General features: G+C 64.6%; 8 protein-coding genes. 5 read left to right on the forward strand and 3 right to left on the reverse strand.

Annotated elements, in window-relative coordinates:
• Positions 1–5 precede the first annotated feature (5 nt).
• A complete protein-coding gene (locus HBF32_RS01245; protein WP_166697821.1) occupies positions 6–1805 on the forward strand; it encodes a GGDEF domain-containing protein in 1800 nt (599 codons plus the stop codon).
• Here the strand turns inward: HBF32_RS01245 and HBF32_RS01250 are convergent.
• From HBF32_RS01250 to HBF32_RS01260, 3 genes are all read right to left on the reverse strand, one after another.
• Complete coding sequence (locus HBF32_RS01250) at positions 1771–3612, reverse strand: glycoside hydrolase family 2 protein (protein WP_166697822.1); 1842 nt, start codon at positions 3610–3612, stop codon at positions 1771–1773. The two genes, HBF32_RS01245 and HBF32_RS01250, sit on opposite strands and share 35 nt — an antisense overlap.
• A gap of 3 nt (positions 3613–3615) precedes the next feature.
• Positions 3616–5979, reverse strand: coding sequence for a GH92 family glycosyl hydrolase (locus HBF32_RS01255; protein WP_166697823.1), 2364 nt, complete (start codon positions 5977–5979; stop codon positions 3616–3618).
• A gap of 63 nt (positions 5980–6042) precedes the next feature.
• Positions 6043–9216, reverse strand: coding sequence for a TonB-dependent receptor (locus tag HBF32_RS01260; protein WP_166697824.1), 3174 nt, complete (start codon positions 9214–9216; stop codon positions 6043–6045).
• A 623-nt stretch (positions 9217–9839) separates the two neighbouring features.
• On the opposite strand from HBF32_RS01260, the gene HBF32_RS01265 reads away from it, so the two are divergent.
• From HBF32_RS01265 to HBF32_RS01280, 4 genes are all read left to right on the forward strand, one after another.
• Positions 9840–12029, forward strand: coding sequence for a type I secretion system permease/ATPase (locus HBF32_RS01265; RefSeq protein WP_166697825.1), 2190 nt, complete (start codon positions 9840–9842; stop codon positions 12027–12029).
• A gap of 4 nt (positions 12030–12033) precedes the next feature.
• Positions 12034–13455, forward strand: coding sequence for an HlyD family type I secretion periplasmic adaptor subunit (locus HBF32_RS01270; RefSeq protein ID WP_166697826.1), 1422 nt, complete (start codon positions 12034–12036; stop codon positions 13453–13455).
• A gap of 51 nt (positions 13456–13506) precedes the next feature.
• Positions 13507–13860, forward strand: a complete 354-nt coding sequence (locus HBF32_RS01275) for a hypothetical protein (protein WP_166697827.1) — start codon at positions 13507–13509, stop codon at positions 13858–13860.
• A 113-nt stretch (positions 13861–13973) separates the two neighbouring features.
• Complete coding sequence (locus HBF32_RS01280; RefSeq protein WP_166697828.1) at positions 13974–22652, forward strand: beta strand repeat-containing protein; 8679 nt, start codon at positions 13974–13976, stop codon at positions 22650–22652.
• The last annotated feature ends 200 nt before the right edge of the window (positions 22653–22852 follow it).

Below are 22852 nucleotides of genomic sequence, written 5' to 3' on the forward strand. Positions count from 1 at the left end.
TCGGCATGGCCTCCGGCTGCCTCGGCTACATGCGGTGCTGGACGCTCCTGGTGGGGCTCGGCTTCTGCGCGTTTGTGCCGGGCGGCCGTGCCACTCCGGCACAAACGGCGGAAGGTGCGATGGACCGCTTCAGGCAGGTCGATGCGATACGCACGAAGGACCATGCGGGCTTCGTCGACGGGCTGGGGGGGCTCCATCGCGACGAGGATGGCCTGAAGGCGGACGAAAAGCGCTACCTCCGTTTCCTCGACGGATGGGAAGCGAATTACGAAGGGCGATATGCGCAGGCCGAGGCCGCGTTCCGCGACGTGATGGCGATCGCGGACGACGACATGCTGGGCACGCGCGCCACCGCCATGTTGATGAACAACCTGACCGGGCAGGGCAAGTACGCGGAGGCGTACGCCATGGCCAGCCGCGCCGTGGACACATTGCCTGTCGTGACCGATCCCGAGGCCCGGTTCTCGCTGCTGGCCAACCTGTCGCAGATGCTCACGTTCGCAGGCCAGCCGGAGCTGGGCCTGAAGTATGCCGAGATGATGCTGAAAGCCACGCCCGCGGGCCAGTCGCCTTGCCAGGCAATGGTGCAGAAGGTCACCGCCCTCGAAGGTGCCCGCGAGCTGACGGATCGCAGTCCGGAGCTGCTCAACACGATCGATATCTGCAAGGCGGACCGCCAGCCGATCTTCGCCGACACGATGTCGCTGATCCTCGTGGATCGCCTGTTCGCGGAGCACAAGCTGGACCAGGCCCTTGCGACCGTCGAGCGCATCGAGCCCGCCATCCAGACAAGTCGCTACTTCCCGCACATCATCGACCTGGCCAGCCAGCGCGCGCGCATCTACGAGGCGATGGGCAAGCCGGAAGAGGCGCGAAAAGCCGCGCTCCAGACCGTCGCGCTGAATCATCCCGGCGACGTGAACGAAGCGCTGCGCATCGCCTACCGCGTGCTGTACTCGATCGACAAGGCGCAGGGGAACGATGCCGGCGCGCTGGACTACTACGAGCGTTACGTCATCCAGGACCAGGGCTACCTGCGCGACGCGAACGTGAGGAACGCCGCCTACGAGGCCGCCAGCCAGCATTTTCGCGCCGAGAAGCTGGAGACCGAGGGCCTCAGCAAAGAGAACCGCATCCTGCGTCTCCAGCAGGCGCTGGATGCCAAGGCGGTGGAGACGAGCCGTCTCTACATGGTGGTGATGTCGCTGGTGCTGCTCTCGATCGTCTTCTGGATGGTGCGCATCAAGCGCTCCCAGCTGCGTTTCAAGTGGTTGTCTTCCTGCGACGGACTGACGGGGATCTTCCACCACCAGCACTTCGTGGGCGAAGCCGAGCGTGCGTTGCGGGTTCTCGAGAAGCGCGGCGGCGAAGGCTGCCTGGTCTTCCTCGACCTGGATCATTTCAAGCAGGTCAACGACGCGCACGGTCATGCCGTGGGCGACGCCGTGCTGAAACACGCCGTCGCTGTCTTCAAAGGCCAGTTGCGCAAGGCCGACCTCCTCGGCCGGCTCGGTGGCGAGGAGTTCGGCATGTTGCTGATGGATACGCCACGGTTGCAGGGTTCGGTCGTGGCCGAGCGCGTCCGGCAGGCGCTCGAGTCGTCGCCGCTGGTCGTCGAGGGCGTCGTGGTGGCCTTTTCCGTCAGTATCGGCCTGGCCTGCACCGATACGACGGGTTATGGCCTGCAGGACCTGTGTCGCGCGGCGGACGCCGCGCTATACCAGGCCAAGCACCTCGGACGGAACCGCGTCGTCGTCGACGGCGACGAAATTAGTGGCCGCCTGCGCGTATCGTCGCCTCATTGATCGCGCGTACCCTGGTTTCGTCCACCTTTTCGACCTTGCGATCGTAGGTGAACAAGCCGTTGTGCTCGCCTTCGACATCGGTGATCTGGGTATAGACGCTGCCCGACACGCCCTTGGCCGGGCCCTTGTCGCGAAGCACCGCCGTGTTGGCAACATAGCCGTCGTTCAGGGCCGCGCGATCCTTCACGTCGCCGTAGGGATTGATGGCCGTGTTGGGCCACATGTGGCCGGGAACGCCGAGGGTCAGTCCGCCGTGTTCGCCATCCATGGAAGCGCGCGTGGCGTCGGGACTGGGCAGGCCCGGACCCTGGTAGTCGTGCACGTCGATGACGTCGCCGGCTTGCGGATCGCCTTTCGTGTCGCAGCAATTCAGGCCGCTGCGCGCATTGACCAGGCGGGACGGATCGAGTTGCTTGATCTGTGCCGCCAGTTCCGCGGCGGCCGGGATGCTCCACTGACCCCAGCCCTCGTTGAAGGGGATCCAGCCGATGATCGATGTCTCGCCCGCGAGCTGCTGGACGATGGCCGTGACATCGGCACGGAAACCGGCCTTGTCGGCGTCGCTGAGCTTCTCGTTGTGTCCGTTCGGCAGGGCCGGCATATCCTGCCAGACCATCAGGCCGATGCGGTCGGCCCAGTAATACCAGCGCGCCGGCTCCACCTTGATGTGTTTGCGGATGGTGTTGAAACCCAGGTCGCGGGTCTTCTGTATGTCGAATTTCAGCGCCGCATCGGTGGGTGCGGTGTAAATGCCGTCCGGCCAGTAGCCCTGGTCGAGCGTGGCAAGGAGGAACGTCGGCTTGCCATTGAGCAGGATACGGTTGACGCCTCCCGCTTTCCCGATGGCGATGCTGCGCAGACCGGCATAGCTGGTTACCTCGTCGCGTTGCCCGTCCTGCGCCAGCGTGGCCTTGAAGGTGTAAAGGAACGGGTCCTGCGGACTCCAAAGGCGTGGATGCGCGATGGGCAGGTGCAGCGGCTTGCCAGCCGGTCCGCTCGCTTCGCCCACGGCCTTGCCGTCCGCGTACGCGGTGACGTGCAGCGTGGCTCCCGCGCCGCCGCCTTGCAGTGTCGGCGTCACCGTGAAGGCATCCAGGCTTCGGGCAGGCGTGAAATCCAGCTGCGCGAGACTGCTGGCCGGCACCGGTTCCAGCCACACCGTCTGCCAGATGCCCGAAGCGGCGGTGTAGAAGATACCTTCGGGCTTCAGGCGCTGCTTGCCGACCATCACGTTCGCACCGTCCACCGGCGCGTGCACGGCGACGACGATTTCCTGGGGACCCTGCGGTCGAAGTGCCGGGGTGATGTCCGCGCCGAAGGAGGTGTAGCCGCCGGTATGCTTCGCCACCTGCTTGCCGTTGACGTAGACCGTGGCATCCTGCGCCACCGCGCCGAAGTTCAGCCGCACATGCCGGCCATGCGCGGTGAAGTCGGCGGGAACGTTCACGGTCCGTCGGTAGAACATGAAATCCGAATGCTTTTGCACGCCCGAAAGCACCGATTCGATCGGATAGGGCACGAGCACCTTGTCCTTCAACGTCTTGCCGAACGGCGGCGGCGCCTTGCCGTCGGCCGCCGCGGCGTATTGCCATAGCCCGTTGAGGTTCATCCATCGCGGGTGCTCCAGCGACGGGCGCGCCAGTTGCGGTCGCGGGTAGTCGGGCAATGCGTTGCCCGGAGATACCTCGGCTGTCCAAGGCGTCGCCAGGGGTGCGGTCTTGCCGTTCCAGACGGCCGCCTTGTCCGTCGCCGACATCGCCACCGGCACGAAGCCCATGGCCAGGGCCACGCAGATCCAGTTTCTCATCCGTTATTTCCCATCCGACATGGAAGAGGGCGCATCGTGCGGATCGCTGCCCCAGTGCTTGTTCGGCTCCGGCCCCATCGTGAGCACGAGCGTGGCGCCGTTGGCGATGTCGGCATGACTGAACCAGGGCTTGGTCCAGGGTTTGCCGTCGAGCGTGGCGGACTGGATGTACTTGTTCCGCTCCGAATTGTTGCGCGCGTCGATCTCGAAGACCTTTCCGTTCCCGAGGCGCAGGCGGACGCGATCGAAGATCGGGCTGCCGATGATGTAGTCGGGCGTGGAAGGATCGACCGGATAAAAGCCCATGGCGCTGAGTACGTACCAGGACGAGGTCGAGCCCTGGTCGTCCATGCCCGGATACCCGTAGCCGGTAGCGTCGCTGCCGTACAGTTCGGCGAGGATGCGCCGCGTCAGCGCCTGGGTCTTCCACGGCTGGCCGCTCCAGGCGTAGAGGTAGGCGGCCTGCTGGTCCGGCTGGTTGCCCTGCACGTATTGCCCGATCAGGCCGGTGCAATCGCGGCAGATGCCCTTGGCCGTGTATGGCGTGGAGAAGAAGGCGTCGAGCTTGGCGTTGAACGCATCGCGTCCGCCGAGCAGGGTCATCAGGCCGTGCACGTCGTGCGGTACCAGCCACAGCGTGGACCAGCCCGAGCCTTCCTTCATCATGAAGTTGTAATAAGGCTCGCCCGGGTCGAATGGCGAAATCCACTTGCCGTCCGCAGTACGGCCACGGAAGAAGCCCACTGACGGGTCGAAGACGTTGCGGTAGTTCGCCGCACGGCGCAGGAACATCTCGGCGTCATCGTTCTTGCCGAGCCGGCGGGCGACGTCGGCGAGCGCGTGGTCGTCCCAGGCATATTCGAGCGTGGTGGCCACACCTGCCTTGCCGCCCGCATAGGGAGGACTCGGATTGCCATCGGGAACGATGTCGGAGATCCAGCCCTGTTTGTCGTACTCGGCAAGGTAACCGCGCGGGCCTTTGGGGTCGGTGGCGTTCTTGCGCAGGTACTCGTAGACCGCGGCGTAGTCGAAATCGATGCCTCGCTGCCACGCGCCGTCGTAGAGGAACACGGCATGGTCGCCGTGGAACGACGTATTCATGTAGCCGCGTTCCCGGGCGCGGTCCAGCTCGGAGCGCATGATGTCCTGCACGACCTTCGGCTGGAGCAACATCAGCAGCGCGATCTGGTTGCGTCCCGTGTCCCAGAACGGCACCGGGCCGTAATGATCGTAGTCGGCGACCTTGTCGTGGCCCTCGGCGTCCGTGTAGTGCTCCCCCTTGCGGGCGATCATGCGCGGGCTGGCGAAGGAATGGTAAAGCGTGGAGTAGAACAGCATGCGCTGCTTCGGCGTGCCGCCGGTCACCTCCACGCGGTCGAACAGTTCCGCCCATTTCGCGCGGGCTTTTGCATGGACGCGGTCGAAGTCCGCGTCGCTGTCCTGGGCATGCAGGCGCTGGTCGGCTTCCTCGGCGCTGTGCCCGTGGGCGATGCGCACGACCACCTGGTCGCCCGCCTTGGTGTCGTAGGTGACGTAGGCGCCGGCGTAGTCGCCCGAGACCTTGCGGCGGCCGGCCTGCACGTCTTCGTGGCCCAGTCCTTCGCCCTTGTTGGTCACTTCGGAATGGAACGTGCCGAACGTCGTGAACGGCCGCGAGAACTCGGCGACGAAGTAGGGGCCATCGGTATCCCTGTCCCGGCGTCCGGTGCTGGCGACGCCGCGAATCGTGTGGTTATCCACGACCTCCACCTCGCCGCCGGCGCGCCGAAGGTTGAGGACCACGTTCGATCGGTGGCTCGCCGGGAAAGTGAAGCGTATCAGGCTCGTCCACTGCGTGGCCGTCAGCTCGGCCTTCGTGTGGAAGGTGGCCAGGTCCACGGCGTAGTAGCCGGGCGACGCTTTTTCGGTGGCCTTGTCGTAGTACGACGACATGTAATCCGGCGGTACCGTCCAGTCGCCCACCACGGGCATGACGATGGGCGCGCCGCGGGCGCCATAGGTCGAACCGCCGCCGCTGAAACCGAACATGGCGGGGCGCCGGTAGTCGTATGCCACGGGCACGCCGGTGGCGAAACCCAGGTCGGCGTTGATATTGACCGGTGCGGCTTCGGTGGCGCTCTGCGGCAGGCTGGCGCCCGGCGTGGTCATGCCGGTGTAGGTGGCCTCGCCGGGCGGCGGCGCGTTACCGAGCAGGGCCTGGTCATCGAGTGGCGCGGTGCCCACGAGGGGGTTCGCGATGTCCAGCGCTGCCGTGGCAGTCGCCGGTTTCTTGTCTTTCGCCAGCACGGTCGTCGCGGACGTCACGGCGAGCATCGACAGCGCGAGGGCGGCGGCACGATGGGGTAGGCATGCCTTGGATAGCTTCATTGGGGGCTTCCTTTGCGTGAAACGAAGACGGGGCCGGGCGATGTGCCCGGCCCCGTCGTTTTGTTACCTGTCGCTTTCACCACCGAACTTGTAGGTCACTCCCAGGTAGTACTGGCGGCCCGGGTACATCAACTGGACCAGGCGGGAGCGCGTATCGCCACCCAGGTAGGTGTGCGGCCTCGCCTTGTTGAAGTTGATGATCGATGCCGTGACCATGAAGTGCTTGTTGAACTCGTAATCGCCGTTCAGGTCGAGCTGATGGTACGGCTGAGCATAGATCGGCAGGCCCGCGGCGAGGCCTTCCATCGTGCGGCCGGTCCAGTTGTCGCTCGCACGCAGCAGCAGGCCGTTCTTTTCATAGAACAGCGAGACGTTGGCGGCGTACTTCGCGCTGCCGATCAGCTCGGCCTTGCCCACCTGCGTATCGCCCAGCGACACCGCCGTTTCGTTGGTGTGATTGAGCGTGTAGTTGGCGATGTAACCGAAGCCCGAGTTCCACGTATGCTGGGCATAGATCTCGATGCCCTTCGACGTGCCGGAGCGGCCGTTGGCGTTGGTGCTGTACTGACGGAAGTTCGTCTGGGTACCGCCGACGTTCACGTCGATGTTGTTGACGGTGACCGGGACGACGAAGTTCTTCACCTTCTTCTGGAACAGATCGATACCGACGACGCCGTGGGTCGCGTAGTACCACTCGCCCGCGAGGTCGAACTGGGTGGCCGTGAACGGCTTCAGCTCCGCGTTGGCGCCCGACCCGTACCAGCCGGGAAGCGGTGCACCGAACTGCTTGCGATCGTTGTAGTACTCCTGCGTGTTGTTGGTCAGCTGGCCCAGCTGGGCGAGATCGGTGTAGTTCGCACGGGCCATCGCCTGCGAGCCGGCGGCACGCAGCACGAAGTCGTCGGCGATCGTCCACGCGACGTTGAAGCTGGGCAGGAACTTGTTGTAACGCTTGTTGGTCGTGGAGTTGTTGAAGTTCTCGACCACCGACACTTCGCGCGGAAGGTACTGGAAGTCGCCCGGGGCACAGGCACCGCCGCCCGCGTTCACGCCCGAGGCGGGGCAGATCAGGATGTTGCCGGCCGGGTCGTGGTAGTACACCGCGTTATTGGTGGTGACCTGGTTGGCGACGGTGAGGTCCTGCTTCGTGGTGACGAAGCGCAGGCCGACGTTGCCGCGTACGGTGCCCGTGTCGAAGTTCGCCTGCACATAGGCCGCCGCGACCTTCTCGCCGATCGACGACTTGTTCTGCGGCTTGTTGTAGATCACCCGGTCGTACGTGTCGTTCAGGTGGTTGTAGTAAGCCGGGAAGTTGATGGCCGGGAAGATGCTGTCGCCATAGGCATGGTTCACGCCGTCGAGGTAATTCGGCAGCAGGAAACCGGCCGGCAGCTGGCCCGCGTTTGGATCGCAGGTCTGGAACTGCGAGGTGGTGCCTTTGCAGTACCAGCGCACTTCGTTGCTCTGCTGCTCGGCCTTGGCGTTGGTGTACTTCGCGCCGAACTGCAGCGACTGCATCCACGAGGAGTCGAACGCCCAGGTGAAGTCCGCCTGTGCGAAGTTCTGCGAGTTACGGGTGTTCACCATGTTGGAGCCGGTCGAACCGAGGTCGACCTGGCCGGCGCCGGCAAGCATGTTCTGCAGCACGGACTGGTCGGCGGTGATACCTGGCTTGCCGCTGAGGTTCCAGGCGGCGCCGGTGCTGCCGTCCACCCACTGGCCGTTCACGAAGTTGCGCGGCTTGGCGGCCATGCCCAGTTCGATCGAAGGGCCACCCTTCGCCCAGGTGCGGCCGACGTTGAACGAGCCGCTCAGGTCGCCGCCGTTATCCCACTCGCCTTCCAGGTTGAGGGTTTGCGAGGTGGCCTTCTCGACGGAGTAGTTGCCGTTGAGCCACGGAATTTCCGTGGAGCACACATCCACCGCCTGGCGGGTGGCGCCGGTAACCGGGTTCACCGTGGAATTACAGCCGACGCCGGCGGGCGGCAGCACGTAGTTCGCGCCCGTGACGATGGTGCCCGACTTGTCGAAGGTCAGGCCGTTCGGTGCAAGCAGGCGGCCGTTCTGGTCGGCGTAGTTGGTGTTGTTCGGCAGGCCCCACTCGGGAATCTCGAGGGTGTTGGTGATCTGGGTCTGCTCGCGCTGGAAGCGGAAGTAGTTACCGGTCAGCAGGAAGTGGTCGCTCGGCTTGAACTGCATCGTGGCCTGTGCGCCCTTCGTCTTCAGGCTCAGGTCGTTGCGGCTCGTCGCGAACTGCTGCGGCATCCAGAAGCCGTTGGAAACGTTCCCGGCCTGGTCGACGACGCCGTTGCCCCAGAGGTCGATGTTGTTGTTGACCGCCGAGTTGTAGGGGTTGCCGTGGATATCCACCGGCGGCTGGGTACAGGTTTCATGGTCCTTGCAGGCGTCCGACCACCAGTGCCAGCTCGAGCCATCGGCCTGGTACGTGGTGGCCTGGCGCTTCTGGTAGGCACCGGCGATGAGGACGCCGAACGTCTCGTCCTTGTTTTTCCACGACCACAGCGCGGCGCCTTGCGGTTCCGTCTTCGCGCTGGTGTCGGAGCTCGCGGCGGTGCCGGTGACGAACCCTTCGTTGGCCGCCATCTCCAGCGGACGGCGCGTGCGCAGGTCGACGTTGCCGCCGATGCCGCCTTCGTCCAGGCGCGCTTCCAGGCTCTTGTAGAGCTTGATGTCCGAGAACATGTTCGCCGGGAACAGCGTGTAGTTGAACGAACGCGTCAGGCCCGCCGAGGTGTCGGCCGAGGCGACGTAGTTACCGTTGAGCTCGGTATAGGTCAGTTCGGGCGCGAGGCCGCGGATGCTGACCGTCTTGCCTTCGCCCGACTCGCGGCTGATGACCACGCCCGGCACGTGAGCCAGTGCGTCCGCGATGTTCTTCGCGGGGAACTGCGCGATGTTCTGCGCGTTGATCACTTCGACGATCGAATTGGCGTCGCGCTTGTCCAGTACGTTCTGGTCGATCGACTGGCGATAGCTGGTGACCACGACCGTATCCAGTTTCGTGGCGTTCTTGGCGGTATTGCCCTGCCGGTCCTTGCCCGCCTTGGTGGCGGGGGGTGTCTGGGCGGGTGCCGGCGCCGTCGAAGCAGAGGCGGGCGCGGCGTCCTGCGCGAAGGCGGTCGTGGGCATTCCCACGAATCCGGCGAGCGACAGGGTCGCGGTGGCGATGGCGGCGTAGAGCGGCTTTCGCGTGAGCATGTGCGGCAAATAAGACATTGTTTTGTGATTCCCTCAGTGATGCGCGCCCATGTGTGGTTGGCGCGGTACTCCCCCATTCACTGCTGCAGATGTGCGATCTATGACTGCACGCGTCCTCCTACACCTTTGCTTGGATCGATCCAAAATTCAGGCCGCCAGCAAGCCCCCCGGCTAGCAGGCGATGGAAGCTTCAACTCTGGGAATGCGTCAGGACGACACGGGTGCCGATCGTCGATAAACCGCAGGTCGTTCTAGGTTTCATGCGCTGGCTCCCCGACTTCGAATCCCAGTCCGGCTGGTCCGTGACGGCCGCGGCACGGCGGTCTTGACCATTCTTGACTTGGATCGATCTAAATCCCCGGCGTCAAGTTAAGACGGTGTCGCGGCGGCTGTCACGCTGCACCGCAAAAACGGCAGATCGCCCCGCCGGGCGCCAATCGCGATTGTGTGACCTACATCTCCCGTCCCGTCTTGCGGTAGGCCCGCCCGGCAGGCAGACTGGCCGCAAGAAGTGGCAGTCCGGCGCAAGCATCTGCGCCTCAAGGGGGCGGTCAGGACGGTAATCGCATGGCCCGGGGTTTCAGGCCCGGCCGATGACGGCTGTCCGGCCGGGACAATCGAATAGCGGCAGGGGCTTGGGCATGGATGTGCTGGCGGAAGAGGAGACGGGGACGAATCCTGCGGCGAACGAGGACGTGTCCGTCGCCCCCGATGAGGTGTCCCCGGTATCCGATCAGCCTCTGCGCGGCCTCGTTCTGCTTGCCCAGTACCACGGCGTGGCCGCCGATGCCGAACAGATCCGTCACGAAAGCGGCCTGGGCAGCGAACCGTTCGACGATCCCGCACTGCTCCTCGCCGCGCGCAAGCTGGGCCTGAAGGCCCGGTTGCTGCGCCAGCCCGCCGAGCGCATCGGCAAACTCGCCTTGCCGGCTTTGGCGATCAACGACGACGGTACGGCCTTCGTGATCGCGCGGGTACAGGGCGAGCAATACCTCGTCCACGATATCGCCGCCGGTCGTCCGGCCGTGTGGACGTCCCAGGAGTTCATGACGCGCTACGAAGGCCGCGTGCTCGCCGTCGCGTCGCGCGCTTCACTGGTGGCGGGACTGGCCAAGTTCGACTTCACCTGGTTTATCCCGGCGGTGGTGAAGTACCGCAAGCTGCTGCTGGAAGTGCTGGCGGTCTCGCTCTTCCTGCAGTTGTTCGCGCTGGTGACGCCGTTGTTCTTCCAGGTGGTGATGGACAAGGTGCTGGTGCACCACGCCATGACCACGCTCAACGTGATCACCATTGGCCTGGTCTTCATCACGTTGTTCAATGTGGTGCTTTCGGGTCTGCGGACCTTCGTGTTCGCCCATACGACCAGTCGCATCGACGTGGAGCTGGGCGCGAAGCTGTTCCGGCATATTCTTTCTTTGCCGCTTGCTTATTTCGAAGCGCGCCGCGTGGGCGACACCGTGGCACGTGTACGCGAGCTGGAGAACATCCGCAACTTCCTTACCGGGCAGACGCTGACCTCGGTACTGGACCTGATGTTCACTTTCGTCTTCCTCGCCGTGATGTGCTTTTACAGCGGCTGGCTCACGCTGATCGTGGCAGTCTCGCTGCCGCTCTATGCCCTGTGGTCCGCCGCCATCACTCCGGTCCTTCGCCGCCGGCTCAACGAGAAGTTCACCCGCAGCGCCGACAACCAGTCGTTCCTTGTGGAGACGATCTCCGGCATCGGCACGGTGAAGGCCATGGCTGTGGCGCCACGCATGACCCGCACCTGGGACAACCAGCTCGCGGGTTACGTCGCGTCGAGCTTCCGCGTCACGCGCCTGGCCAACATTGGCCAGCAGGGTGTGCAGTTCCTGCAGAAGCTGGTGAGCGTCGCTACCTTGTACTGGGGCGCCCAGATGGTGATCGACGGCAAGCTCTCGGTCGGTCAGCTCATCGCCTTCAACATGCTGGCCGGCCAGGTGTCCACGCCGATCCTGCGCCTGGCCCAGCTATGGCAGGACTTCCAGCAGGTCGGCATCTCGGTCGAGCGCCTGGGCGACATCTTCAATACCCGTACCGAGCCGGGCGACAGCAGCGCCATCGCGCTGCCGCCGATCCGCGGCCGGGTCACCTTCGAGAAGATCGGTTTCCGCTACCGGCCCGACATGGCCGAAGTACTGTCGGACATCGACCTGGACGTGCGGCCGGGTGAAGTGATCGGCATCGTGGGCCGGTCGGGCTCGGGCAAGAGCACGCTGACCAAGCTGGTGCAGCGGCTGTATGTGCCTGAGCGCGGGCGCGTGCTGGTCGACGGCCACGACCTGGCCCTGGTCGATCCGGCATGGCTGCGACGGCAGCTTGGCGTGGTGCTCCAGGAAAACTTCCTGTTCAACCGCAGCGTGCGCGAGAACATAGCGATCGGCGATCCGGGCATGCCGATGGAACGCGTCATCCATGCCGCCAAGCTGGCCGGCGCGCACGATTTCATCGTCGACCTGCCGCAGGGCTACGACACCGTCGTCGGCGAACACGGCGCCAGCCTGTCCGGCGGGCAGAGGCAGCGCATCGCTATCGCGCGCGCCCTGGTGCTGGATCCGCGCATCCTGATCTTCGACGAAGCCACCAGCGCGCTCGACTACGAGTCCGAGCGTGCGGTGATGGACAACATGCGCGCGATCTGCCGGGACCGCACCGTGCTGATCATCGCGCACCGGCTGACCACCGTGCGCGAGGCGAACCGCATCGTCGTGATCGACAAGGGCCGGATCGTGGAAAGCGGTGCGCCGGCCGAACTGCTGGGCAGGGAAGACGGTCACTTTCGCCAGCTTCACCGGTTGCAGCAGGGCTGAGGAGATGAACTCACGCATGGAAGCGCTCGCCGCCATGGTCAACCGCTACCGCGATGTGTTCCGCGCGGCATGGTCCGAACGCCGCGCGATGGATCCGCCGCGGCGCACCGCCGATGAACTGGCGTTCCTGCCGGCGCACCTGGAACTGATCGACGCGCCGCTTTCGCCGGTGCCACGCTGGAGCATGCGCATCATCATGGCGCTGTTCGCCGTGGCGCTGGCCTGGGCCTGCTTCGGCAAGCTCGATGTGGTGGCCGTCGGTGCGGGCAAGACCGTGACCAGCGGCCGCACGCGGGTCCTGCAACCGGCCGAGACGGCGGTGGTGCGGCGCATCCTTGTGCAGGATGGGCAGCACGTGTACCAGGGTGAACTGCTGATCGAACTGGATGCCACCGGGGCCTCGGCAGACGTCGAAAAGGCACGTGAAGCCCTGCTCGCCGCGCGCCTCAACGCCATCCGTTCGAACGCAATCGCCGCCGCCATGGATCACGGCACCCTGCCGACGCTGACCAGCGACGGCAGCTTCCCGCCCGAACGCTTCGAGGCCATGCGTACGCTCGCCGCCAGCCAATGGTCTGCATTCCAGGCCCGCAAGCAGGGCATGGAAGCGATGGTGCAACAGAAGACCGCCGAACTGAACACGGTCGAGTCCGCCATCGTGCCGCTCGAGCAGTACCTTGCCATCTCCCGCGCCCGCGTCGCCGATTACGAGGCATTGCTGGAAAAGAACTACGTGCCCCGCCAGGAATACATGCTGCGCAAGCAGGAACGGATCAACGCCGAGCGCGATCTCGCCGGTCAGCGCAGCAAAGCCCAGGAGTTGCGCTCGGCCATCGCCGGGGCCCGGGAGGAGCTGGCGCTGTCGGTCACGGACCTGCGTCGCCAGACGCTCGACGAACTGCGCCAGGCGCGCGAGCAGATCGCCCAGTACGAGCCGGAGGTCGCCAAGGCGTCCCAGCGCAATGCCCAGATGGAACTGCGCTCGCCGGCCACGGGCACCGTGCAGCAACTGGCGGTGCATACCGTCGGCGGCGTCGTCACGCCCGCGCAGCCGCTGCTGTCCGTGGTGCCGGAGGACGAGTCGCTGGAAGTGGAGGTGACCATCCTCAACAAGGACATCGGCTTCATCCGCAGCGGACAGGACGCTGTCGTGAAGGTCGACAGCTTTCCCTATACCCGCTACGGACACATCGAAGGCCGCGTGGAAAACGTATCGCACGACGCGATCCAGGACGAGAAGCTAGGGCTGGTCTACCAGGGGCGCGTCGCTCTGGCGAAGAACTCGCTGCTGGTGGACGGGACGAAGGTGAAGCTGACGCCGGGCATGTCGTTGTCGGTGGAGATCAAGACCGACCAGCGGCGGGTGATCGACTACCTGTTGTCACCGTTGCAGCAGGAAACCCAGGAGGCGATGCGCGAGCGTTGATCGGCTGCCCGCAACCGTCCAACCGTATGAACCCTAGAGGCAAATCATCCCATGGCGTTATCGACAATGAGTCTTGTCGCGTTCGGCTCCTTCTGCGGCAGCATCATGATCACCATTTTCAATAAAGGCATCACCGGTGGGGCCAGGAATGGAGCGGCCCGATTGGCATGGCTTCTGATGGGAGTGGCCATCGGACTGTATGCCTACGGTGCTATGGGCGGCTTGTTGTATGCCTTCAACACGGGCGATGTCTCGGCACGAAGCAGTCGAGGCGGTAGCGTTCGATTCCATCGTGCTGAGCACCCGTTGTGGTTCTGGTTCACGTTTGTCGAGCTAAGCATCGCGACGGGATGTATTGCTTGTTTGTCGCTGGCGTGTTTTTGGAAAGCCTTCAAAAGAGGCTGATGGCTCAATCACTTCATTGGAGCTTCATGATGAATATCGGATTTGGTAGTGATCGCATTGGTTTCCAGATCGCCGAGCTTTCCACGGCACTCGTAGAATTTTACAAGCGGTCGATGGATGGGATTCAGGCCAAGGCGAAGAGCGGTGAACTGACGCCGCAGGGGTTCGCGGCAGAGCAAGCCTCGCTCTACCAGCAGTGCGCCGAGCTATCACACCTGTTTGAGGAAAAATTCCGCGATTCCGGAGACACGGGTTGGGCCGATCTTTGCAAAGCCTGGGCAGAGGGTTTCGAGCAGAAGTCGTTGACCGCGAAATCGGCCGTCGAGGACGAGAACGCGGCGATCGAGTTCGTCAAGGATACCGTAGGCGTGCTTTCGATATTTGACGACGATGCCGTGTTGTCCAGCAGCATTGGCAAGGGCGCCGGCGGCGCGCTTGGCAAGGCCCTGGGCTTGGGCGATAAAGCCTTCAATGCCTGGGACGAATGGCAGGCCTGGCTGAAGGGCGACGCCACCGACATGGCCGGCATTGCGACCGCCTTTGTGATCGGTGACCTGCTGACCGGGCTCGCGGCAGGCATCGTGATCGGGCTCGGCGGTCCCGCCTTGGTCACGGCGATCACGCTTGGCGCCGTCGGCGCAGGAATCCTGGTCGCAGGCAACGCTATTCGCAAAGGCGTCAACGATTTCCTCGAGATTTTTGGCGGCGAGGACGAGGCGGATGCCGCGGATCGCATCAAGGCGATACTCTCCTACAGCGATTCCGTCACGCTGCCTCATGTCGGCGATAAGCTGTTTTTCGGCACCTCGGGCAACGATACCTTCGTCGGCACCTCCGGCATCGCCAACGACATGGTTGGCGGACTCGGCGCGGATATCATGTACGGCGCCGACAAGAATGATTTTCTCAGTGGCGGCGCCGACAGCGATAATCTGCATGGCGACGTGGGCGACGACACGCTCAGGGGCGGCGAGGGTGATGACACCCTGGATGGCGGCGCTGGCAACGACAGGCTTGAAGGTGGCCTGGGCTTCGACACTTACAAGTTCACCACTGCCGACCTCACCGATGCCGTCACTGACGACGTGATCGTCGACGAGGACGGCCAGGGCAGGATCCTGTTCAACGACCTGGACATCAGCGGTACGGGCATCGGCTTCGACACCATCAAGCACGCTTCGCTGAGCGACTGGGAAACCTCTGACGGCAAGTTCCGCCTGTCGTGGCGCGAAGCCGAGCACACACTGGTGATCATCTACCGCCAGAACGGCGCACGCATTCTCGTCCAGAACTGGAAAAACGGCGATCTGGGCATCACCATCCCCGGTTTCGACGAAACCCATCCGAACGATTCCGCGCCACTGACCGGCGACGACGACGTGTTCGGTCACAACGGCAACAATGCCGGCGATAACCATCTCAACGCGCTGGACGGCAGCGACGGCATCTCCGTCGGTGCCGGCAACGATATCGTCGACGGCGGTGTGGGCGACGATCTGATTTTCGGAGGTGACGGCGACGATCAGCTTACCGGCGGTGACGGCAACGACTTCCTCATCGATGGCTCGGAACTAGTGGACCTCGAGGATTGGAGCGATACGATCGAGTCCGACGGTAAGAGCCAGCGCCAGCGCATCGAGGAGGAGATCGCGAACCTGGGCGCCGCCGTGCTGAGCAAGGGCAAAGGCTGGTACATCCGGACGAATGGGGACGGTTTCACCATCGTCACGTCGCAAACCGCCATCTTCCGGGACCCGAATGCATTCCGCAGCGGCGACGACTATTTCGACGGCGGTGCCGGCGATGACAATATCACCGCTGGCGAAGGCAACGATACGATTCTCGGCGGCACCGGCAGCGATGTGATCACCGGTGGTGCCGGCGACGACGTCATCAACGGAGGTGACGACAACGACTTTATCTACGGCGACGTCAGCGACAGCATCATCCCCGGCGTGCACTTCGGCGGGCTGATCTCCGACCAGGCAAAGAAGAACGGCAACGATCTCATTGACGGTGGTGCAGGGGACGACCAGATCATGGGTGGTGGCGGCAACGACATCATCTACGGCGGCCTGGGCGACGACAGCATCGGCGGACGTGGGAGCCTGCTGGCGGTGGACACAGACGATACGGACAGCGACTACATCGACGGTGGTGCCGGTAGCGACTCCATTTCGGGTGACGACGGCGACGACACGATCTTCGGCGGCGACGGCGACGACATCATGCGTGGCGACAACGAGCGCACCGATACCCGTAGCGGCAATGACGCCCTCGACGGCGGAGCGGGCAACGACTTCCTCGCTGGCGACGCGGGCAACGACATACTGCGCGGCGGCGACGGCGACGACGAACTGGACGGCGATGCATTCGACATCGATCCGGCAAAGAATGGCCGCGACTACCTCGATGGCGGCGCGGGCAACGATCAGCTCTTCGGCGGTGGCGACGACGACACGTTGCTCGGTGGCGATGGCGACGACATCCTGCTCGGCGACGCTATCGAATCTCAGGTCCCGGCCGGGTACCACGGCAACGATTACCTGTCCGGCGGTGCCGGCGCCGACGAGTTGCAGGGCAACGGCGGCAACGACGTGCTGGACGGGGGTAGCGGCAACGACCGTCTGTTCGGCGGCACCGGCGACGACGTGCTCTCCGGCGCTGCCGACAACGACATGCTGAGCGGCGAAGCCGGCAACGACGTGCTGGACGGGGGCGACGGCGACGACGAGATCTATGGTGGGGATGGCGACGACAGCCTGGGCGGCGGTAACGGTATCGATACGATGTGGGGAGGTGCCGGCAAGGACGTCCTCAATGGCGGCAAGGGCGACGACCAGCTTGCCGGCGAGGAGGGTGACGACACGCTCGATGGTGGCGCGGGCAGGAACCAGATGTGGGGTGGCGCCGGCAACGACCGGCTCACCGGCGGCGCCGACGACGACTACCTGGATGGCGACGACTCGCAGGTCGCCGCAGCCCTGCATGGCAACGACACCATCGACGCGGGCGCCGGCAACGACATCGTTCACGGCCTTGGCGGCGACGACGACATCACCGGTGGCGACGGCGACGACAACCTGTACGGCGACGACTACGAGAAGATTTTCACCGGCAACGACAAGGTCTCCGGCGGAAAGGGCAACGACTATGTCGACGGGGGCGCCGGCAACGATATACTGTCCGGCGACGAGGGCGACGATACCCTGGTAGGTGGCGACGGCGACGATCGCCTCACCGGCGGTGTGGGCGACGACGTTCTACTCGGCGGCGCCGGCAACGACACCTTCGTGTTCGAGCGTGGCTTCGGCACCGACCGCATCTTCGCTGCCATGGGGGATGACGAAGGCCAGGACATCATCCTGTTCGGTGAATCCATCGCGGCGTCCGAGCTGACCTACCAGTTGCAGGGCGACGACCTGATCATCCGCAACACCGCCACGGGCGACATACTGGGCGTGCGCGATTTCTTCAATCCCGCCGCTGCTATCGACATCCATTTCGCCAACGGCGGCGTGCTGACGCATGACCAGCTCCGTCAGCAGTTGGGCGTGATGGTGCCCACCACGGGTACCCCGGGCGACGACGTCATCGAAGGTACGGACGGCAAGGACAGCCTTTATGGCGGGGCCGGAAACGACACCCTGCGCGGCCTGGGCGGCGACGACTACCTCAACGGTGGCGACGGCGACGACCAGCTCTTCGGCGGCCTCGGTAGCAACGTGTTGGAAGGCGGCGCGGGCAACGATACCTATACCATCGGCATGACCAGCGTCGACCGGGTGGTTGGGCTGGCCGATGCCGACGCCGGCAGCGATACCATTCGCTTCGGTGTCGGCCTCTCGCCTGCCATGGTCACCAACTACCAGATCAGCGGTCCCGATCTGATGGTGTTCTTCCTGATCAACGGCAACATCACCGCCGCCATACTTGAGGGCTTTCTTGCCAAGACCAATGGCACCCATGTCATCGAGTTCAGCGATGGCACGCGCCTCACGGTGGACAACTTCCTCTCCGGCGACAACCACTGGACCGGTACCGAGGCGGACGACGTCCACGTGGGTTCGGAGGCCAACGACACGCTGGATGGCGGCGCGGGCAACGACACGTTGTCGGGCATGGGCGGTAACGACACCGTTCTGGGCAACGCAGGCGATGACGTCCTGAATGGCGACGATGGCAACGACGTGTTGCGTGGCGGTGTGGGCACCGACATAGCGAACGGCGGTGCGGGCAACGACCAGCTTTATGGCGACGGCCACGACACGCTGTCCGGCGGTGCGGGCGACGACCGTTACTACATCGTGTCCAACTCGCCCAACCACTACTACAACGGCGGTGCCGACCAGGTGGTCGAGAATGCCGACGAGGGCGTCGACACCGTTTATGTCGACAGTTACTCGTACACGCTGACCGCCAACGTCGAGAATCTGGTGGCGATCTACGACGCCAACGAGTGGGTCTTCACCAATCCGTTCTACCCCGGCTGGCTCGAGGTCATTCCCCGTACGTTCTGGGGCAACGCGCTGGACAATACTATCACCATCGACGCCGCCTCGGGCTGGCAGAGCCATAGCGGCCATACCTACGTGCTGGACGGTGGCGCCGGTGCCGATACATTGATCGGCAGCGAGGCCAACGAGACCTACGTGGTCGACCAGACGGGCGACCGTATCGTCGAATCCGGCACGAACTCGATCGACACGGTCCAGGCGAGCATTTCCTGGTCGATTGCCGACGACCTCAAGCTGGAAAACATCGTGTTGACCGGCAGCGCCGATACCTCTGCCTGGGGCAATACGCTCAACAACACGCTCGATGGCTCCCAGTCGTCGGGTGCGAACACGCTGTACGGCGGTGCGGGCAACGATCGCTACGTCGTCGATGCGCTGGATCACGTCGTGGAAGCCGCGGGCGAGGGCAGCGACACGGTCGTCATCGGCAGCTCGGCGGCGGCTATCAACGGCGATAGCACGTTCAGCCTGGACGGCTATGCCAACGTCGAGGACCTCGCGCTGGGCTCGCTGCTGCACAATTCCATCTGGGGTGGCAACCTGGTCGGCAACGACGGCGACAACACGCTCACCGGCAACGGCTACATCAATGTCCTCCATGGCGGTGGCGGCAATGACACGATCATGGGCGGCGAGGCGGATGTCCACAGCCTGGACCGCGTCAACCACGACGAACTGTACGGCGATGCCGGCGACGACAACCTCTACGCCAGCTCCGGCGGTGCCGATCTTTACGGCGGTACCGGCGACGACGGGCTTCACGGCTCGAGCGGCCTCGACGATTTCCACTACGGTCTGGGCGATGGCACCGATACGGTCTATTCGCCGCCAGGATCGGGCCTGGACCGCGTGGTGTTCTCCGCCGAGGTCACCACCGACATGGTCAGCTTCAGCCGTGAAGGCGCGACGCTGATCGTCCAGGTAGGGAGCGATCCGCACGACCAGCTGCGTATCGCCAACTACTGGACCGATGCGACGGGCGATGTGCTGAGCGGCGCCATCGACCAGTTCGTATTCGCCGACGGCACCATCCGCAAGGGTGGTCTCGATCACCTTCCTTACACCAATAATCCGCCGGTGGTGCTGATCGATAACGTCGCGCTGGAGGCAACTGGAGAGGAACCGCTCAGCTTCGCCTTGCCCAATGGCATGTTCTCCGATGCGGCCGACGACACGCTGCTGCTCAGCCTGGGCGAGGGCGCACCAAGCTGGCTCAGCATCGATCCGCATACCGGCCTGCTTACCGGCACGCCGCCCAACGGCGGCCTGGAGACCACGCTGGAGATCATCGCTACGGACAGCTGGGGCCAAACGGCCACTTCGACCGTGCGGCTGAGCGTTACCAATGTGATCCATGGCGGTACCGGCGACGACAGCCTCACCGGTACGACCTTCCGCGACGATATCTACGCGGGGGCAGGCAACGATACGCTCCAGGGCGGCGGCAACACCGACCACCTCTACGGCGGCGCGGGTGACGACACCTTCCTCATCGGCGACAGCTCCGCCGAGGTCATCGAGTTCGACGGGGAGGGCACGGATACCGTGCGCTCGACCGTCGACTACGCGCTGGGCGGCAATATCGAGCGCCTGGTGCTGGAAGCGGGTTCGCAGGCGGTCGAGGGTATCGGCAACTGGCAGGACAACGAGATCGTCGGCAACGAGAACGACAACCTGCTCGATGGCGACGCGGGCGCGGACACGCTCACCGGCGGGTTGGGCGACGACACATATGTCGTGGGCGACGCGGGCGACCTCATCGTCGAGGCGGCCGGGGAAGGCACGGATACCGTGGAGTCCTTTGTCAGCTGGCAGCTCGGCGACAACCTCGAAAACCTCTCGCTGGTTGGCGAGGCGGACGTCGACGGCACCGGCAACGCACAGGACAACGTGATCGTGGGCAACGACGGCGCCAACCGTCTCGAAGGCGGTGCGGGCAACGACAGGCTCTATGGCGGCCTGGGTGACGATTACCTCGTGCTGGAGTCGTCCGGCGACCGTGCGTTCGAATCCGATAACGAGGGCGTCGACACCATCGAGCGCCGGTACGACACCAACCTCGTGCTCAACGACAACGTCGAGAATCTCGTGCTCGGCGGTAGTGTGGTCACCGGCAACGGTAACGGACTGGACAACACCGTCACCGGCAACGCGGCCGGCAACAAGCTGGCCGGCCTGGACGGCGACGATACGCTGTATGGCCTGGACGGCGACGACCAGATGTGGGGCGGTAACGGTGACGACGCGCTGTACGGTGGTGCCGGCAACGACTACATGGACGGCGAAGCCGGTATCGACCGCCTGGAAGGTGGCGCGGGCGACGACGTCTACACGGTGGGCGATAGCGACGACGTCGTGGTCGAAGCCAGCGGCGGCGGCACCGACCAGGTGCAGGCATCCGCCTCATACGTGCTCTCGGCCAACATCGAGAACCTGTTCCTGATGGGCGCCGCCAATATCGACGGCACGGGCAACGCACTGTCCAACTACCTGGCCGGCAGCGACGGCGACAATGTGCTCAACGGCATGGGTGGCAACGACACCATCGTCGGTGGCGCGGGTAACGACAGCCTGATCGGTGGTACTGGCGACGACAGCTACGTGTGGGACGAAACCTCCGGCAGCGACACCATCGACAACACCGGCGGCGGCTTCGACGGTGTGTTCCTCGACGGCGTCGCGCGCGAACGCGTCACTTTCGCCCGCGACGGGAACGATCTGCTGATCTTCGTCGACGCCGGTAGCGAACCCGCCCTGCGTGTCGCCAACCACTTCCTGGGTGGCGACTCGGCCATCGACTTCGTGCAGCCGGACGGCGGCTCGATGCTGACCACCGCGCAGATCAACCAGATCGTGGCCGGCGGTTCCAGCGGTTACGACCAGGTGGTCGAAGGTACGTCGGCTGGCGAGCAGCTGGTCGGCGGCGGCGGCAAGGACCTGCTCAAGGGCTTGGGCGGCGACGATACGCTGTTCGGCCTTGGCGGCAACGACACGCTGCAAGGCGGCGACGGCGACGACTATCTCGCGGGCGGCAACGGCTCCGGTACCGGCTCGGGCGACGACCGCCTGGAAGGCGGCATCGGAAACGACACGCTGTCGGGCGAGGACGGTAACGACACGATGTTGGGCGGCGCGGGCAACGACCAGTACGTTTATGGTGGCGGCAACGACGTGATCGACAACACCGGCGGCGGCACCGACGGGATCTTCTTCGACGACGGCATCACCGCTTCCCAGCTCGCGTTCGCCCGCGACGGCGACGACCTGCTCATCACGGTGAATGGCAACGCCAGCAAGACCGTGCGCGTGCTCGGCCACTTCCAGGGCGGCGATGCGGCGATCGACTTCGTGCAGCCGGCCAGCGGCTCGATGCTCGACACCGCGGCGATCAACGCGCTGGCCGGCCAGGGCACGTCGCCCGGTGGCGGCGATCCGACCGAGCCCGGCAACGATGCCGACTACACCAAGACGATCACGGGCACGAGCGCGGGCGAGCAGCTTGTCGGCACCAGCGGTCGCGACCTGATTCGCGGTGTGGGAGGCAACGACACGCTGTTCGGCATGGGCGGCGACGACAAACTGGTCGGTGGCGACGGCGACGATTATCTCTCCGGCGGCAATGGCTCGTTCAGCGGCTCGGGCAACGACATCCTGGTCGGTGGGGCGGGTGTCGACACGCTGGTCGGCGAAGACGGCAACGATCTCTTGCAGGGTGGCGCGGGCGACGACAAGTACCTGTACAAGGCCGGTAACGGCAAGGACGTCATCGACAACACCGGCGGCGGCACCGACTGGCTGTTCTTCAACGACGTCGACCGCACCCGCCTCAGCTTCCACCGCAGCGGGGACGACCTGATCGTTCTCGTCGACGGCGACAGCAACCAGCAGGTGCGGGTGCAGAATCACTTCCTCGGAGGCGATCAGGCGATCAGCTACGTGCAGCCCAGCAGCGGCTTTGCGATTCCGGCCTCGCAGTTCGAGAGCTTGCTGACACCGCTGCCCGCGGGCTTCACGCCGGCAGCGATCATCGATGCGATGAATTTCAACTGGATGGATGCCGGCAGGACGCAGGCAGACGACACTATCGGGATGCCGGCACAGGCGCCCGCGAGTGCCGAGTTGCAGCAACTGATCCAGGCGATGTCGCAATTCGGTACGACCTCGACGGAGCTGGAGTTATCAGCCGATCACACCTACGACCTGGGCAACGCCTCGTTGGCAATGCCTGCCGTGGTGCCGTTGAAAGCACATGGTGGGTTGCACCCCAGCATGTAAGCCGTTGATCTCAACGAAGGGGCGGGCATCATGCCCGCCTTCTTCGCAAAACCCGAGAGAGGCCTCCTTCCTTAGACGGTCGCCGTCGATCTCGGCGCGGCTCCTGAGCCGATGGAACGCTGACCCCAAGCTAGCGCCGCACATTCAGGAAGGGACCGCCATCCGCGCGCCGCGCGCCTCGATGCCATCATGCTGACCAT

Origin of the sequence: Luteibacter yeojuensis, assembly GCF_011742875.1 — a bacterium.
Classification (GTDB): Bacteria; Pseudomonadota; Gammaproteobacteria; order Xanthomonadales; family Rhodanobacteraceae; genus Luteibacter; species Luteibacter yeojuensis.